We start from the raw sequence: 15,883 nt of genomic DNA on the forward strand, positions 1-15,883 counted from the left end.
GTGTTTGCGTCCGGCTTCCTTCAGATTCCGGGTCGCCCCGGACACCCTTGCCATTCGCTAACGGTTCCCATTGCCAAGCCCGTAGTGGACTTTCACCACCAAGCTGTCAGACATGCCGGGCACACGCCTGAGGTGCCGATCGAAAAAAATCGATCGGCACCTTTTTTAATTCTGATTTTATCCCGGTGTACGAGCATACCCTCTTCGTGTTTAACCTCTCAGCCGGTTCAGCGTCTGTCTTGATCGGCTCAACCTGTTCCTTCTTCCATGCTCAGACGCCTGAGTCGTTTTTTGTAAACAAACTTGGACAGACTGATGCTGACCTCATAAAGGAAAATGAGCGGAATTATAACGAGTACATCGGATAAAAAGTCCGGTGGTGATACGAGTACGCTGACGATGACAATGACAAAATAGGCATATTTCCGATTTCGGTGCATGCCTGCAGGTGTAATAGCGCCAATGGACGTTAAGAACATGACCACAAGCGGCATTTCAAACAGAATACTGAAAGGCACCGTCATTCGCAGGACAAACTGGAAGTAACGGTCTGCCGTAAACATCGTTTCAAACGTTCCGGCTCCAAGCGTCAAGAGAAAATTTAATACGATCGGCAAAACAACGAAGTAGCCGAAAGCAAGACCTCCGATAAACAGAAATAACGATGCCGGAATATACGTAACAGACGCTTTCTGCTCTTCCGCGGTAAGTCCGGGCTTTACGAACAGCCAGATCTGCATAATGATAAACGGCACTGTAACGGTTAATGCCGCAACTGCAGCGATGCTGAAATAGATTAAAATAATATCAAGAGGACCGAGCACCGCAAGTGCCATGTCCAAATCTTTCGTAAGCCAATTATAAATATCCTGCACGAATACAAAAGCGGTCACAAAGCTGATGAAAAAAACGGTGATAATAATAATCAGCCGCTTCCGAAGTTCATCCAGGTGGCCGACAATATCCATTTCCTGTTGAGGCATGACAATCTTTCCTTCCGGTCACTATAAAAATTGGCTTTACTTGAGCTTTATGCTGTTCTTCCTTCATTTTCGGCGGAAGTGTCGCAAGAGATGCTGCGATTTAGCTTTTTTCACGTAAAGAAGGACAAGGCTTTGCCAAGTATCCGGCTTCACTTCTACGTTCACGAATCTTTAAACGGCAGCACACTTCCGGACTTCGCTTCTTACTCAGGCAACGCCGACTGTAGTCTATGAGAACATTATATAAATGAATAGCAGGCTTTAACAAAGTCTGAATATCGGGAGCAGCTTTATTAAGTCAGAAAAAGAAAGCCTGCTCGAGCATTGGACTCAAGCAGGCATTCATCTATAATCCTTACTGCTTCTTCCGCTCTGCCTCATCATCCTGTGTCAGATCTTTTGTGGAATTGCGGAATTCTTTCAGCGTCTGCCCCATTGCTTTCCCGATTTCAGGCAGTTTCTTCGGTCCAAAAATAACCAGTGCAATAACTAAAATTAAAATTAAGCCTGGAATTCCAATACCGCTCAGCATTCTTACCCCTCCTCAATCCTGAAGGACATCATAAATGTAACTGGGCATATCATAACACATCCCGGTATGTTCTGCCAGCTCCCGAAGCTAAGGTTTTATGACAAACTCGTGGCGGATTTCCGGCTCTTCGAAAGAGCTGTGTTCAATGAACTGGCAGCTGCCGCTCCGATCGACAAGGATAACGGTGGAACATCTCGTTCCATACTCCGGCATATCAATGAAAGCGGAGGACAGCCGGCGTTCCAACTCTATTCCTACTCCGGTATCCGGCAGCATCTCATCCGGAAACGCGTCTCGTTTTGCAAGTGCGTCAAATAAATAAGACACAAGTTGTTCTCCCTGCAGCGTTTCTGCCTTCATCAGATCTTTCTGCAGTTGCTTCGTCTTAGGCCAGAGCGTATATAAATCTGCATTTGACAGACTGTAAATGCCGGACTTAAGCTCATGCGGCGGATGTTCCTTGTTGTTCACGTAAAAAAGGTTCTCCATAGTACCATACAGGAGATTAAATCCGTCTGTCTCATCCCGCCTGGCAATATAAGAGTCGAAATCATCGTCATTTACCCACGCAGGCACCAGCTCTCCACGAGAGAATGCAGGTGCTTCCAAAGGCTGTCCGCTGCGGATATTGGTGACTGCTGCGAAACGCCCTGACCGGTTTATGCCGAGCCAGGTGCCACCCTTCATTTCATCTTTACCCGCCAGCATACCTTCTTCGCGGAAAAACGGTCTCGCAGTTGGTCTGGATTTAAATTCGTCCCGGTTCGCAGCCAGGACGAGCTGATAATCAGGATGTTCGTTATACATCACTCCGATTATACACAATGCCGTCATCCTCCTGTCTTCCTGACTGCTTCCCCGACCAGAGATGTACTAAGACTAAGCTCCAGGACCAGTGCCGCTGTTTGATTGTCTCTGTATAACGGGAAGAGTATAATAGTATCTGAAACCAATTATCAGCTTATCCGTATGAAATAGCAAGAATACCCACTTTATGAGCGGAGGGATCGCATGGCAGAACAAGAACAGAATCAAACGAACGGGAACGAAAGTCTTCAGTCTGAGACTGAGGGCTATGCAGATAAACTGCGCAACAAGAAAGATATCGATGAAATTTTAAATTCTATCGGCTCACTTGGTGTGAAAGAGCAGGAAAAAGCAGGCGAATCTCTGGAAGCGTTGAAGCGGCCGGTCAGCGATATGATGAATGATCCTAATCACAACCTTCCCGGCCAGCTTTCAAAGCTGAAAGAAGTCGTTGCTGAGTTGGAACCTGATTATTTGCAGCAGGGGAAACTGAAGCAGTTTCTTGCGAAAATGGTGCGCCGAAGCCCTTTAGAACGCTACGCACAAAAATATCAGTCGATTGAGTCAGAGGTAAATACGATCATTGAGGCCCTGCTTCACGGGAAAGACAAGCTTCAGGAAGATACCGTCATGCTTCATCAGCTTAAAGATGTAGCCCGGGAACGAATTATTGGTCTGAATGAACAGATCGAAATCGGAAAACAGCTGAACGCAATGCTGGACGAAGAGCTTCAGAAGCCGGAATGGAAAGACGATCCGACACCTGTTCAGAAAGGACAGCAAAAAGTGCTTTCCAGAGTGAAAAATATGCAGCAGGCTGTTCTCGTCCTGCAGCAGTCGCTTGCATCAGTCGATATTATTGTTGAAAACAATGACAAGCTTGAAGAAGCAATATTTAATTCGATTACGATGACGAAAAACATCATCACTGTAACGGCCTCGATTCAGCTGGCTTTAAGCAATCAGCGTCAGGTCATCGACGCTGTGCAAAATGTAAACCGATCAACCGAGCAGATGCTGCTGTCCAACGCAGAGCTGCTGAAATCAAATACGGAACAAACGCTTAAAACCCTGGAAGAACCGGCTATTGCATTGGAAACATTTAAAAAAGCTTATGAAGATGTATATGCTGCTATCGAGATGACTGAACAGTCTAACACACGAATTATTGAATCCAGCAGAAAATTCATCTCGGAGATGGATGATTTAAACCAGCAGATGGAACGTAAACTGCTCGAATAGGAGGTGCCACAATTGGCAGCGCTGAACTGGAAGGACAAATTACTCGAGCAGAACTGGCTTCTCCCCTTTCTGCCAAATTATATGAAGCCGCTGCAGGAGCCTGCTCTGGAAAACGTACAGACGAAAGAGTTCGTCTACGAAGCAGAGGAATTTATTTCAGATCTCGCTGCCCTTTCTGAGCTTCCGAGACTGAATAAAACGTTTAAACGAAGCATTCAGGGATTTACGTACAAAATCAAAATCAAGCCTAAAAAAATACATGTCGAAATGCTGGACACGCACAAGTCTGCTTCTACCATTAAAAAACGTGTGTTTATTACCATTCACCGTATGCACATTCGTCAGGAAAACGGGATGGGAAAAGTACTCGATTCGACGATATACTACCAGAAAAACGGTCGTACGATTGTCAGAAGCGTTAAACGGCATCCTATTTTCCAGTCTGTTTTTTACCATCTTCACCGTCTTGACACGTCTGTAAGCGGACATCAGATGGAGGCTCTTCCTGCTGCAGGCGAGGCATCACTCGAATCTTCCTCTCCTGTGCCGGCTCCTGATCAGGAGGGCAGGCTTCTTACTGCCGCCTTGAAGGAGATTGCCGACCTGTCCGTTTCGATGCCTTTTGCCAAACAGGTTTCTGCTATTTTTGAAGCTATGTCTCGCGCTGAAGAGGAATACCAGCTGCTCAACATTGAAGAAAAACATCAGATTAAACGGATGATCCATCACGATATGCCTAATCTTGTGCACACGTATGAGTCGCTGACCGCCGAACAGAGGAAAGAACTGCTGCCACGGGTCGAACAATCTTTATCCAATATGCATGCATTTATTTCCGGTATAGCCGATGACCTGCAGCGTACTCGCGTGGACAGAATGAATCACCTGCTGCAGCTTAACGACCTTCGTTACAGCCTTGATCAGCAATCAGAAGAAGGCACATCCTCTCTAATGAAAAAGCATCAGCGTCAATTGAAAGATTAACTTAAGCTGCCGCAGCGGGCGCCATTCGTTCCTGCGGCAGTAAGTATGTTAAAAAAGTATAGTTCACACAAACCTCTGTCTATTTTACATATTCATACAAATATTGATACTTCTCCGTCATAATGATAACTAAAGCCAGAATATACTTCCTGTTCCGCTCGATCGTTTTACGGCTCATGTCGACAATTTCCATTATTTGATTCATTGGCATCCTCTTTTTCGTATAGATCGCATTCAATACTGCTTCGTTTCCATAAATGCTTCTTGCCACCCGGACCATGTTTTGCCTGGCATCGCCATGCAGAGGGCGTTGTGCTGCAATTTCACTGAGCGACACGTTAAACTTCTCCAATTTCCGAGTCAGCATCTGCAGCTCCTCTTTTCTTGCTTCATTTTCCACCTTCTGTCTGTACTTGTTGAGAGATACAATCACTTCAGCGGCATTCTCCAGCGATTCTCTTTCCTCATCTCTGTAATCCAATGAAACCGCTTTTATGCGTCTTTGTTCTCTTCTAATATAATCAATGATCCTCCGTTTAATCACAAGTCTAGCAAAGGCAAGAAACGACGTTCCTTTGTTCGGTTCAAACTGGTGCAGCGCTTCCCTGAAAGCAAGCAGGCCTATACTGAATTCTTCATCAGCACCTGGATGAATAAATCGCTTGCAGACACCGGATACGGTTTTACGAATAAACGGATAATAGTTACTAATGCACTCATTTTCTTCTTCTACATTGCCCGCCTGAACGCTGCTAATCGATTGATACAGCGAGTCCGGGCTCGATTCGGTAAGGCTCTTAAGCATGATGACACCTCATTATCTGATTAAATAGCTTTCCCCCGCCTTTTCATCTGGGGCATCTATCATGTTACAGGCTGCCGGGCGATGGTACAGGTGACATTTAACCTATAAATAATTTACATTTCGATGATAGGAATTTACACGAATATGACATAGCAGTGCCTGAACGCGTGATATCGGCTCAATAAGGGTAGAAATGTAACAATAAATCCATTTATTAGGAATTAATGATCTTTTATGCCTGGTAATTTCTGTTCAATCACACTGTTTGTCGCGACTGCTGCGTCATGATACACTAGCTTTGCAAACGTATTTTTCAGAACGGTCAGAAACAATCAGAAGCGTATTATAATGATAGAATGAGGGATTAGCATGAACCGGATGGAAGCTTCAAAGAATATTGGCAAAATCGTAAGCGTAGATCACGGACCTGCCGGCAAATATGCGGCTCGTCTCCATGACGTTACCGCACTGCCCAAAAAACCGTGGACGGGGCACATAGAAATTCTCGGCGTCCTGGAAGCACCTGAACTGGATGAAAAGGGCACATCCCTTCGCCCGCTTATGTATGAGAAGAATGAAAAAACCGACGTACCGGGCCGCCTAATCGCCCCCGCCGGAGAACATTTCAACCAATCCTACAGTGAATCTTACAGCAGTGCGTTAAAGAAAATGTGGGACGCAGCGAGGGAACAGTCTTTAGAGGCAGAACAGTGGATGAACAGCGTGCACCGCGAATTAAAGCAGTGGCGCCGGGAAGATATTCTGGAGGAACAGGAATACATTTATTACGTACTTCGTTTTAAATCTAAAAAAATGTACCTTGTCGATCAGCGCAGAGGTGAAGAAATGCTGCTTGAAGGCTGCCCTTTTGAATTTGAAGTGAAGAAAGACCAGCAGTGGGTCAGGGCTGTTTATGCCGGCAGAAGGTCGTTCAGAACGACTGATGAAGAGATACTTCAAGCTGTGGAAGGAACCGAACTGCGGCTTGCAAAAGACCAGTTTGATCCGTATCAAATGCTCCTGCGCGAGCTGGATGAGGCTTCTGAAAAGACGCTTGTTCATATGCTTAAACAAGCTGGTTTGACGCATGATGACTGTATTTACTGTCATAATTCGCTGCTCGTGCAAATGCTCGAACATCCCGGAGAAAATGATTTAAACGGTGTTAACTTTATTAGTTTTCAAGACCACACCAGACAGTTTATGATCCAGCATCACTATCGAAGAAAGCTTCACGATGATCGTGCTGATGAAGTATTCGACCGGTTCGAAATTACTTCTGATGACGGCAGACGTTCCATCTCTGTCTATTCATCTCATGCCCCTGCTTAAAATGTAAGCTCCCTCTCGAACAAGAAATTAAAGAGCCGGCGCTTTCCTTCGTTTAAAAGGAATGTGCCGGCTCTCGTTATGAATGTGACCAATCTTCTGCTTTCTACTGCCTATTAAACGCCTTACTCCTGATCGGGCGCAAGCGGCTCTGTTTCGATACTGCTTAACCGCTCCCTTTCTTCATATGAATACCACTTCATATATATCTCCCGCTGCTCGTCCGAAACGTGCTTCAAAGAGAATGTTTTCCCAATGATCGTTGTCAGTACTGAAACATGCACCGTATGCAGATTGTCAAGACGCTGCAGCGGATTCTGGCTGTACTCCAGATCCTGAATCCGCCGCCTCGGTAAGAAGACTTCCATCAGGGAAATACTTCGCGAACGAATAAACAAATAGTCTTTTTCTGAAGAAATTCCAGCAGCTTTGTACTGTAAATAACCAATAAATCCGGCCGCTGCCGGGAGCAGAAAGGCAATGTATCCGTAAGGGATCAGATAGGCTGCCGCCGCTGCGGCCAAAAGAGCCGGAACGGCCAGTCTGATCATATACCTGCGCATGCTCTCTTTCGGAAGACCTTCATATTCCGGGACAAAGGCATATTCCGGGACGATTTCCTGAAGCAGGTCTACCACCTGTTTTCTGCGGCAAAGCGGGAGGAGAATCGTCGATAAATCTTCGTCCTTTGTTCCTCCTCCGGCACTTTCCACATAAACTGCACAAAAACCGAGTGGCTGCCGGAGAAGATTGGTAACTATTCTTACAGCGTGCACACGATCTGCGTGAATTGTCAGCTGTCTTGTTTCGATGACTCCACGGGATATATGAATATCATTCCCCTGCTTCGTAACGGTAAAAAAACCGTACTTCAATACTGTGGAAATAATCGTAAACAGCCATGCTACAAGCAGAACTGTTACGATGAACCCGCCGATGTACACGATACTGGATTGAATAATCCAGCCAACAGCGATATTGATCAGCCAGTCAGGAAGAAATTGCGGCACCTGGGAAATGACAGCCGCTGCAAAAGTGGCTGCTATCCCGACCCCGCTGGACGTTACGGCCGCCATAAGAAGCATTCCAGGAGAAAGCTTCCATTTAAAATCCGGAGCGGCTTTTTTTACGTTCCATCCATCCGACAGCGCTTCATCCATGCCTGCACTGATTTCCCCTGCAAAGCTGCGGCTCTGTTTTTTCTTCAACAGTTCCACGCGAATCTCCTCGGCCTCTGAACGCCTCAGCGCGATCAGCCGGAATTCCGGTTCACTGCCGCCTCCTGCTGTTTCAATTTTCACTTCCACAAGACCAAAAATCCGTTGTATTGGGCCAGCGTTAATATCGATACTCTGAACGCGTTCACGGCGAATAAACCGGTTTCGTTTTACGATAAGCCCCTGTTTAACCTGAAGTTCATCAGGCAGAAGCATGTATTCGAATTTCCACCATGACACGAAGCCTCCGCCAAGAGCAAAAAGGAGGATAACACCAAAAATGCCTGCCAGAACCGGAGTTGGCAGCCCTTGAGCTGACTGCCCGAAGACGAATAAAATAATCAGTGTGATGACAAGCTGTTTTAAGCTGCCTAGAAACGAAACGAAAATTGCAGCTGGGTGCTGACGTTTCCAGCTACTCATCCGGGTCAGCCTCCCTGGCGAGCCTTGCAATCCTGTCTCTCAGTTCATCCGCTTTTTCCATTTCAAGACCCGGGATTTCGTGGATCGTCGCTGCAGTTGAGATGGTGACACTTGCCAGTTTGTAGTGCCGCAGGATAGGTCCTTGACGAGTGTCCACGTGCTGAACGCGAATCATTGGGATAATGACACGCTCAACAATAAACACTCCTCTCATCAACTCCACTTCATTTTCATAAACCTTATAGCGCCAGCGCCGCCATTTAAGCGTCTGTATTACAAATATATTTAAGAGAGCAAGCAGCAGGAAAAAGCCTGCGGAGACATAAAGCGGCCACATCGGCAGATCCCAGACAAACGTGCTCCCCCAATATCCGGCCGGCAGTAAAAACAAAAACAAGGACTCAGCTGCTGCACCTATCTTCCAGACGCGAAGCGTTTTGGCAGCTAAAGGCTGGTCCGGAAGCGGCCTCAGGTCACTGGTTGCTGCATTGTTCAACTTTCTTCATCCACATATATTATTTCGACCCCTTCGGCCTGGAGCACGCTTAACAGTGCCTCATTCCACTCATCGTTGCGAAGGAGACCGAGTGAAGGTGCTAACTCTAACGCCGTCAGCCTGCCTTTTTCCGCATCCTCGATTAATTCAAGGGCCTCCGTCATGCCTTCCTGTTCAAGCGTTTGGACCAGTTCTTCTTTTGTCATTTCCGCCCCTCCTCATTTCCATTATCAAAGGCGTCTGCCATTTGTTTCCAGACAGATCCTTTTGCTTCTTCTCCTTTTTCAATTCGGGCCAGCGCTATTTTTGCCTGAAGTGCAACTTCGAATTCAGGATCTTCTGATGCTCGTCTGAGCGGCTCTGCAGCACGATCGTCTCCAAGCTCGTATAAAAACATCGCCGCTCGCCAGCGGACAAGCCTGCTCTTATCTTCCAGTGCACGGATCATTGCCGGAATACCGGCCGGACTGCCGATGTCAGAAAACCCGTCTGCTGCGGTTCGTCTGACCGTTACAGACTTATCCAGCATTGCCTTTTCCAGTACCGGAATCACGGACTCATCCTCCAGCATGCTGATGTAAACGGCCGCAAGCCTCCGAATCGATGACTTCTCATCCTGAAGAGCCTTCTCAAGAACTTCCAGATCCTTCATTTGCGGATCCATCTGTTCAAGCCAGGCGAACCGCTGTCTCCAGTCTTCATGATCCAGCATATCCAATGTGACTGTCACCCACTCCCGCTCCGCCTTAAACGAGTCCGGGTGAAGTGATTTTTGAACGAGCCGGTCCAGGCGCTCCTGAGAATAAGCTGCTTCCAGCTCTTCTGCTACTTCTTTAGCAGCTTCCCCCCGGTCACCGTAGCGAGGCTTCTGCTGCTCCCAGGAACGCATCATCACAATGTTATCTTCAGGAAGAGCTGCTTTTCCTGCGGCTTCTGCAAACCGGGCGGAAAGTGCTTCCCTTGCTTCACCGTCATCGTCTGCGGCTTTGACCTGCATCGGAATGTCTTTAAACATCTGCACCTCTATCGTTACTTCACCGAAATGATCACCTCCCTCAGCTGCCGCTTCAGTCTCAGAATCCTGACCGAATACTGCACGCACTTGAGGAAGAATCTCCTTCCAGTCTGCTTTTGGATGCCGGTCTACGGCGATAAAATCGGATACATGATAGACGCTTTTTATACCGTCAATTTCCAGCAGTGAATGGACGAAGTCAGGAGCATTGCCGGCGTCTTCCTGTTTGTAGTTATTCGCATTTCCTTGCGGGAGCGACTCACTTAACGTGAATTTCATGGTATTCGGACTCGGAGTCGGTTCTACAGAACGTATTTTCATTGGCTATCAAGCTCCTTTAAAACAGGTTAGTTAGTTTTACAGTGTGAAATCACGCAATCGATCAGGTTGCTAATATACTCTTCTTTCAGAAATCCACCTTACAGCGGAATCCTGAAGCAGTACCATATTTAAGCGTCTGTCATTCTTCTTTATCCTATCACATCAATGTCAAACAGCTCAAAAGACACTTCTTTCAACTGCTTCATAACGTTCAATCTGTTAAGATAGGACAAAGCGGTCTTCCCGCTAAATTCCAGTTTAAAGGAAGTGATTAGATGAAAACAGCCTTAATTTCAGATGTTCATGGAAATGAAGCAGCTCTTGATGCTGTGCTGGAAGATATTCAGTCAAACGGAGTTTCTGCAATCGTGATGCTCGGAGACATCTCCTTTCGCGGTCCGAAGCCAGCTGAATGCCTGGAAAAAATACGGCGTCACTGTGATTATGTAATCAAAGGCAACGCAGATGAATGGGCAGTCCGTGGAATTCTTGATGGAGAAGTACCGGACGGGGCGCTCGAAATGATGAGAGCGGAACAAGTTTTCACTGCCGGCAAGCTCTCTGACGATCAGCTCACCTATTTACACAATCTGCCTTCGTCACTCGAACTGCCATTAAACAACAGACGTCAGCTTTTTGCTGTCCATGCTTCTCCTGAGAGCTTATTCACTGTCATTCCGAAACATGCAGGCGATGATGAATTTACTGTATTTAATACAGGTAATCCGAGAGCCGACTTTTATGCATATGCCCATATCCACGATCCGCATTATCGAAGAATTAAAGGCAAATCGATTATTAATACGGGCAGTGTAGGTCTGCCATTTGACGGATCACCCGAGGCTTCCTACGTTATCCTCGATAGAGATGACGATATTCATGTGCAGTTTCGCCGCGTTTCTTATGATACAGCTCGTGCCGTTCAGGATCTTACGGACAGCGGTTATCCTGCTGAAGCGATTCCTCTGCTTCGCTATATCTATGAAAACGGTGCCCGGCCGGTTTAACTTGCCCGCGGGTCTGCTGGTGTTCAGCCGGCAGTCTCCGCAAGCGCTCTCCAAATATCCTCAGGCTTTGCCTGGTCTCCTAAAACATGCGTAACCTCCCCTTTTTGATTAATAAACACTGTGGAAGGAACCCCGTTTAAATTCCAGCGATCATACAGATCTCGACCCTCGTCCTGTAAGGCAGGTATGGACAGTCCGCGCTTTTCATAAAATGAAGCCGGATCTGCCCCGGCTGTTTCCCTTCCCGGCACATGTACTGTATACATATCCAGTTTAGTGCTGTCAGCTGTAAGATAAAGCCTCTGCTTGAGCTGCAGATCTGCCTGGCTGTCCGGACACCAGGTCGTCCAGAAAGTCAGCATTAAAGGTTTTTCTCTCGGTGCCAGAGATACCGTCTTATCATGATTCAGAAAGCGCAGAGTAATAGCTGTCATTAAGTATCCCCCCTTATCTGCTGTTTTTAAGAAATTGATAGACATGGGGTACGTCATGAAACGCATAAATCCGGTCCACTGGTTTGTTCTCAGCAATACGTATTAAACACGGAACGCTTGTAATTTGCCACTTTTGAGCAAGTTCAGAATACTCGTTAATATCCCGTCTCATAACCTGGCCGGCGCCCGGCAGATGTTCAGCGAGATCAATAAATCGTTCTGCAAGTTTACACGTTCCGCACATAGGCGTGTAAAAGTACATCCATTCAGTCATATCGCGCGTTTCCCTCCCATTTTCGAAGTGCAGCTCTAACAGGTGAACCGTCTCCTCCCCGTAATTTAAGCGGGAAAGCCGCAAGTTCGAACAGGCCTGGTTCTATGTGCAGGTTCAGTCCTTCCAAAATCATCATATTTCTGTTCAGGCAGGCAAGATGAGCCGGAAGATCTTTACTTTCGAGCGGATCTACAGACGGAGCATCCGTTCCGATAAGCTGCACGCCCTGATCGGCCAGGTGATGGATCAGTTCCGGAGCAATAGCTGGAAACGATTCATAGCTCCCTGGCTCGGCAGCGGTCTTTAACAGAACGTGATGGACCCCGTCAGGCAGCTTATCAGGGGCGGATTTTCTGGTTATAAGTGGCCATTCATCTGTTCTGATCACAATTGCCGGTCCGGAAAAACGGTTAATATCGAGTTCACTGATAGGCATGCCTGTCCGGCTGTAGTGAAAAGGAGCGTCGGCGTGCGTACCGGAATGAACACTTAAGCTTATTTCCGAAACGTTGACGCTGTCCCCCTTCTCGATTGACATTGTGTCTTGTTTATTGAAAGCTGCATCTCCCGGCCATACATTCATTCCTTGATGAAGTTCCCGAGATATATCAATCCATTTATACATATGTATCTCCTTTCAGACAAACGAACAGGCTGCGGCTTCCATAAGGAAGTCAGCAGCCCGCATCTGCAGCTTTATTGGTTTTTACCGTGATGACGGTCATGCTGAATTTCTGACCAATCGAAAAGAACACGGGCAAGTTCGTCTACGTCCAAATCCAGGCCGTACCCGATCTTAAATTCCTGTTTGAGATTGTCGTCCAGCCTCATGTATGAGTTTTTTAGTTCCTGGCAGAGATGTGCTACTTCCTCAAGCTGTTTTCTTGCAGATTGTAATTCCATTTATATCCCTCCTCTATTCGGGTTTACCCGTTATGAAGGAGATACAATCACGAAGATTCGCCTCTTATCTCTGCACCAAGTGTATTTTTGAAATGTTCAAGCGCCCACTCGTGGCCTTCCGGGTTAAAGCTTTCGACAGCATCTGCATGAATGACAATGTTAAAACCTTTATTGAACGCATCTACCGCGGTGTGTAATACGCAGATATCTGTGCAGACTCCAGCCAGGTGCAGCGTCGTAATCCGGCGTTCCCGGAGCTTTAATTCCAAATCCGTGCCGGCGAACGCACTATACCGGGTTTTGTTCATCCAGTAGTAGCCCCCGGCAGCATTTTCAACATAATCACCAAGTAACCCGTAAAGATTTCGCCCTTTCGTGCCAATGATATTATGCGGAGGAAACAGATCAGCTTCCGGATGAAACGTATCCCCCTCCTCATGAGCATCAACCGCAAAAACTGTATAAATGCCGGATTCAATAAATGTTTTCGCCAGATTTGTGATCGATGCTTCGATGCTGCGCCCTCTTTCACCGCATGTCAGACGCCCGTCTTCGGCAACAAAATCATTCGTATAGTCAACAAGTATAAGTGCTTCACTCATTTATAATCCGCCTCCCTGTTTACCTGCACACGCTTTTAGCTTAAGGTCGCTCCGCTGACTCTGCCAAATCCTGCTGCAAAGACAAGTGCAGATATTTCATATACTCTGGTATAATAGAACCACCTGGCATAGATTGCCACCATTTTTTGAATCAAGCATAGTATTTATTTCATTATATCAGAAAGGGTGAATGAACATTGAAAATCAAATATAACATCATACCTAAAGACGACGTGATCACCTGTAAAGCATCCTACACAGTCGGCCAGGCACTCGATGTACTTGAAAAAAGCGGATTCCGATGTGTGCCGGTGTTGTCAGAAGACGATAAGTATTTTAAAGGTAATGTATACGCGCAAGACGTTTATAAAGCACTGCTTTACGGCAGCATCGATAAACAATCTCCACTGGAGACCCTTCTTGCAGATCAGGACGTCCATCTTCAGGAATCAGCATCTTTCTTCAGAATCTTTAAGAACATCAGACGCTATCCATATATTGCCGTAACTGATCAGGAGAACATATTCACAGGTATTTTAACGCATGGAAATGTCATGTCCATTCTGGAAGATTCGTGGGGGATTGAATCCGGCAATTTAACGTTTACGGTGTCGACACACGAGTATCAGGGAGCATTAAGCGGCATCATGACCACCGTTAAAAAATACAGCTCGATTCACAGTCTGATGACACTCGATACAGACAGTACTTTTTTCAGACGGGTTATCGTGACACTTCCGAAAAGCACCGGCCGTGACAAGCTGGACAGTCTGATCCAGGACCTTGAGGGTAACGGATACCGCGTATTTGATGTTGAAGAGATGTAACGTGCTGTCTTTCCGTTGACTCTAGTGCAGTATTTTTCTGCAAACTGACATTCCGGGGTGATTCTGTTGCTGCTTTTCTATTGATTCTGATCGACTCTGTCCAAAAATACTGAACAGGAGCTGAATCAGATGAAATATGTTATGTCACTTGAAACGATTACGTCAGAGATGCTGCAAGGTTTCTTTGCTGACTGGCCTCAGTTTCCGGACCCGGAGACACATTTACTGCTCCTAAGGCAGAGCTGGAAAGTGATTATAGCTTTGGATGAGCAGCGCAATAAAGTCGCCGGCTTCATCACCGCAATAAGTGATGGGGTCCTGTCTGCTTATATTCCGCTGCTTGAAGTTCTTCCATCGTACAAGAATCAGGGAATTGGAAAAGAGCTAGTAACGAGAATGCTGCATGAATGCAGCGGCTTATACATGATTGACCTCTGCTGCGATGATGATCTGACCGGTTATTACCATTCCCTTGGCTTCAGAAAAACAAATGGAATGATGAAACGCAACTACGATGCACAGACCGGAAGCTGCTAACTTACCGTTCACAGATGAAACCTTGACTGCTTGTCAGTTACGTTTCTTTTTCAAGACCACCTGCCCTTCTGCAGTACTTTTAAACAACCAGCTAACTATCTTTTCTGTTATCTCAAACAACCGGTCCGGCAGCTGCCGGACCGGTTGTTTTATCAACTAATTTCTACAGGATCATGAAGCAGCTATTGCTCTCGTCCAATTGCATCAATTTTATATTCATCATTTTGCAGCTGCAGATAATAATAGCGTGTTCCTTCGCGCCGTTCTTCTTCTCCGCCTCTGTCTGAAACAAACACACCTGTAACTGCGATTCGTTCTTCTCCGTATTCATTTTCTTCCGCCTGGATATCCTGGACTTCCTCCACACGTTCAATCGTTCGTGATGCGGAGAGCTGCTGGTGCTGCCGTCTCTCCGTATGATAGCCGTGTGTGTTTAAAATGTAATAAGGCTCCATAAATGAAAAACTCTGTCGCTCCAGACTCTCTTCCCAAGCCTCCATATATTCAAGAACAAATTCCGTTTCCTCTTCTACAGTTTCACGGCCTGATTCTTCCCACGTACCTTCATCTCCGCATCCTGCTGCCAGCATGAGTACCGCGCTGGTCCAGATTAACGTCAGCCAGCTTTTCACAGTTGCTCCCCTTCTTTCTTTTGTTCATATTCCGTAATGGCCTGCTTTACCATTTCAAGCGTATAGTCAATTGATTTTATCTGCTCTCGAAACCGCTTCTTTTTCGTATCCTGCTGAAAACAAGTAACGGCAACCATCTCAACATTTTCGGCAAGTTGATCGATTTGCTGAGCATGAACATATGCCGGTTTTGCCATCTCCAGGAACTTTAAAACGTCGGGCATCCAGTTTTCCAGATCATTCATGACCCGTTCTACAAAAGGTTTTACATCATCATAAAAATCTGCAGATGCTCCACCGAGCCGATATGTTTGAAAATGTTCGGCTGCCTGCTTGTTCCAGTCTTTCAATGTATTTGTTCTCTTTATGAGTAAATCAAATTCATTCATGCGTTTCACCCCAGTACGATTGTAACAGATTAAGCCGGTCAGCCGCCACAGACACGTAGCGTGCCCGCTCAAAATCTGATATCATATATCGATGCCTGTTTTAGCAGGCTTAATGCAAAGTTAA

The 15,883-nt window shown here is 46.3% G+C and carries 21 protein-coding genes; 6 read left to right on the forward strand and 15 right to left on the reverse strand.

Translation table 11 applies throughout. The features are described from left to right. Positions 1–248 precede the first annotated feature (248 nt). From tatC to HCN83_RS15135, 3 genes are all read right to left on the reverse strand, one after another. A complete protein-coding gene (tatC, locus tag HCN83_RS15125; RefSeq protein ID WP_168008779.1) occupies positions 249–983 on the reverse strand; it encodes a twin-arginine translocase subunit TatC in 735 nt (244 codons plus the stop codon). 355 nt (positions 984–1,338) lie between these two features. Beyond that, complete coding sequence (locus HCN83_RS15130; RefSeq protein WP_168008780.1) at positions 1,339–1,515, reverse strand: twin-arginine translocase TatA/TatE family subunit; 177 nt, start codon at positions 1,513–1,515, stop codon at positions 1,339–1,341. Between the two features lie 87 nt (positions 1,516–1,602). Then, entirely contained in the window at positions 1,603–2,349 is a 747-nt protein-coding gene (locus tag HCN83_RS15135; RefSeq protein WP_168008782.1) for an NRDE family protein, read from the reverse strand. 177 nt (positions 2,350–2,526) lie between these two features. Here HCN83_RS15135 and HCN83_RS15140 point away from each other — a divergent pair, with 177 nt between their 5' ends. Next, the gene (locus HCN83_RS15140; RefSeq protein WP_168008784.1) at positions 2,527–3,564 is read left to right on the forward strand and encodes a toxic anion resistance protein; all 1,038 of its coding nucleotides are present in this window, start codon (positions 2,527–2,529) and stop codon (positions 3,562–3,564) included. 12 nt (positions 3,565–3,576) lie between these two features. Beyond that, positions 3,577–4,548 carry a hypothetical protein gene (locus tag HCN83_RS15145; protein ID WP_168008785.1) on the forward strand — a complete coding sequence of 324 codons (972 nt, stop codon included), beginning with the start codon at positions 3,577–3,579 and terminating at the stop codon, positions 4,546–4,548. 79 nt (positions 4,549–4,627) lie between these two features. On the opposite strand, the gene sigI is transcribed toward HCN83_RS15145, so the two are convergent. After that, positions 4,628–5,353 (reverse strand): RNA polymerase sigma-I factor, encoded by a 726-nt coding sequence (sigI, locus tag HCN83_RS15150; protein WP_168008786.1) that lies wholly within the window; start codon positions 5,351–5,353, stop codon positions 4,628–4,630. 369 nt (positions 5,354–5,722) lie between these two features. On the opposite strand from sigI, the gene HCN83_RS15155 reads away from it, so the two are divergent. Beyond that, positions 5,723–6,685 (forward strand): DUF2777 family protein, encoded by a 963-nt coding sequence (locus HCN83_RS15155; protein ID WP_168008787.1) that lies wholly within the window; start codon positions 5,723–5,725, stop codon positions 6,683–6,685. 122 nt (positions 6,686–6,807) lie between these two features. On the opposite strand, the gene HCN83_RS15160 is transcribed toward HCN83_RS15155, so the two are convergent. Genes HCN83_RS15160 through HCN83_RS15175 form a run of 4 tightly spaced genes read right to left on the reverse strand, consistent with a single transcriptional unit; the run spans position 6,808 to position 10,154 of the window. Beyond that, positions 6,808–8,322 (reverse strand): PH domain-containing protein, encoded by a 1,515-nt coding sequence (locus tag HCN83_RS15160; RefSeq protein WP_168008788.1) that lies wholly within the window; start codon positions 8,320–8,322, stop codon positions 6,808–6,810. Further along, positions 8,315–8,818, reverse strand: a complete 504-nt coding sequence (locus HCN83_RS15165; RefSeq protein ID WP_246238265.1) for a PH domain-containing protein — start codon at positions 8,816–8,818, stop codon at positions 8,315–8,317. The genes HCN83_RS15160 and HCN83_RS15165 overlap by 8 nt, the downstream gene beginning before the upstream one ends. Further along, entirely contained in the window at positions 8,815–9,024 is a 210-nt protein-coding gene (locus HCN83_RS15170) for a hypothetical protein (RefSeq protein ID WP_168008789.1), read from the reverse strand. Before HCN83_RS15170 ends, HCN83_RS15165 begins: the two co-directional genes overlap by 4 nt. Further along, positions 9,021–10,154, reverse strand: a complete 1,134-nt coding sequence (locus tag HCN83_RS15175; protein ID WP_168008790.1) for a conserved virulence factor C family protein — start codon at positions 10,152–10,154, stop codon at positions 9,021–9,023. Before HCN83_RS15175 ends, HCN83_RS15170 begins: the two co-directional genes overlap by 4 nt. 275 nt (positions 10,155–10,429) lie before the next feature. On the opposite strand from HCN83_RS15175, the gene HCN83_RS15180 reads away from it, so the two are divergent. Beyond that, the gene (locus HCN83_RS15180; protein WP_168008791.1) at positions 10,430–11,161 is read left to right on the forward strand and encodes a metallophosphoesterase family protein; all 732 of its coding nucleotides are present in this window, start codon (positions 10,430–10,432) and stop codon (positions 11,159–11,161) included. 23 nt (positions 11,162–11,184) lie between these two features. Here the strand turns inward: HCN83_RS15180 and HCN83_RS15185 are convergent, their stop codons facing one another. The 5 genes from HCN83_RS15185 to HCN83_RS15205 all read right to left on the reverse strand — a co-directional run bounded on the left by HCN83_RS15185 (position 11,185) and on the right by HCN83_RS15205 (position 13,374). Continuing rightward, on the reverse strand, positions 11,185–11,595 hold the full coding sequence (locus HCN83_RS15185; protein WP_168008793.1) for a TlpA disulfide reductase family protein: 411 nt from the start codon (positions 11,593–11,595) through the stop codon (positions 11,185–11,187). A gap of 13 nt (positions 11,596–11,608) precedes the next feature. Next, positions 11,609–11,869 carry a thioredoxin family protein gene (locus tag HCN83_RS15190; protein ID WP_168008795.1) on the reverse strand — a complete coding sequence of 87 codons (261 nt, stop codon included), beginning with the start codon at positions 11,867–11,869 and terminating at the stop codon, positions 11,609–11,611. Then, complete coding sequence (locus HCN83_RS15195) at positions 11,862–12,494, reverse strand: cyclase family protein (protein WP_168008797.1); 633 nt, start codon at positions 12,492–12,494, stop codon at positions 11,862–11,864. The genes HCN83_RS15190 and HCN83_RS15195 overlap by 8 nt, the downstream gene beginning before the upstream one ends. Positions 12,495–12,565: 71 nt before the next feature. Then, positions 12,566–12,772: a hypothetical protein gene (locus HCN83_RS15200; RefSeq protein WP_168008799.1), complete on the reverse strand. Its 207-nt coding sequence runs from the start codon at positions 12,770–12,772 to the stop codon at positions 12,566–12,568. A gap of 47 nt (positions 12,773–12,819) precedes the next feature. After that, positions 12,820–13,374: a cysteine hydrolase family protein gene (locus HCN83_RS15205; protein ID WP_168008801.1), complete on the reverse strand. Its 555-nt coding sequence runs from the start codon at positions 13,372–13,374 to the stop codon at positions 12,820–12,822. Between the two features lie 197 nt (positions 13,375–13,571). On the opposite strand from HCN83_RS15205, the gene cbpA reads away from it, so the two are divergent. Next, on the forward strand, positions 13,572–14,201 hold the full coding sequence (gene cbpA, locus HCN83_RS15210; protein ID WP_168008803.1) for a cyclic di-AMP binding protein CbpA: 630 nt from the start codon (positions 13,572–13,574) through the stop codon (positions 14,199–14,201). Positions 14,202–14,330: 129 nt separating this feature from the next. Then, positions 14,331–14,738 carry a GNAT family N-acetyltransferase gene (locus HCN83_RS15215; RefSeq protein ID WP_168008805.1) on the forward strand — a complete coding sequence of 136 codons (408 nt, stop codon included), beginning with the start codon at positions 14,331–14,333 and terminating at the stop codon, positions 14,736–14,738. A 182-nt stretch (positions 14,739–14,920) separates the two neighbouring features. Here HCN83_RS15215 and HCN83_RS15220 read toward each other — a convergent pair whose 3' ends face one another. Together HCN83_RS15220 and HCN83_RS15225 are read right to left on the reverse strand one after the other, a co-directional pair. Next, positions 14,921–15,370, reverse strand: coding sequence for a TcaA NTF2-like domain-containing protein (locus tag HCN83_RS15220; protein ID WP_168008807.1), 450 nt, complete (start codon positions 15,368–15,370; stop codon positions 14,921–14,923). Beyond that, positions 15,367–15,759, reverse strand: coding sequence for a YppE family protein (locus HCN83_RS15225; protein WP_168008809.1), 393 nt, complete (start codon positions 15,757–15,759; stop codon positions 15,367–15,369). The genes HCN83_RS15220 and HCN83_RS15225 overlap by 4 nt, the downstream gene beginning before the upstream one ends. Positions 15,760–15,883: the final 124 nt, after the last annotated feature.

Source organism: Alkalicoccus luteus (assembly GCF_012034335.1).
GTDB lineage: Bacteria > Bacillota > Bacilli > Bacillales > Salisediminibacteriaceae > Alkalicoccus > Alkalicoccus luteus_A.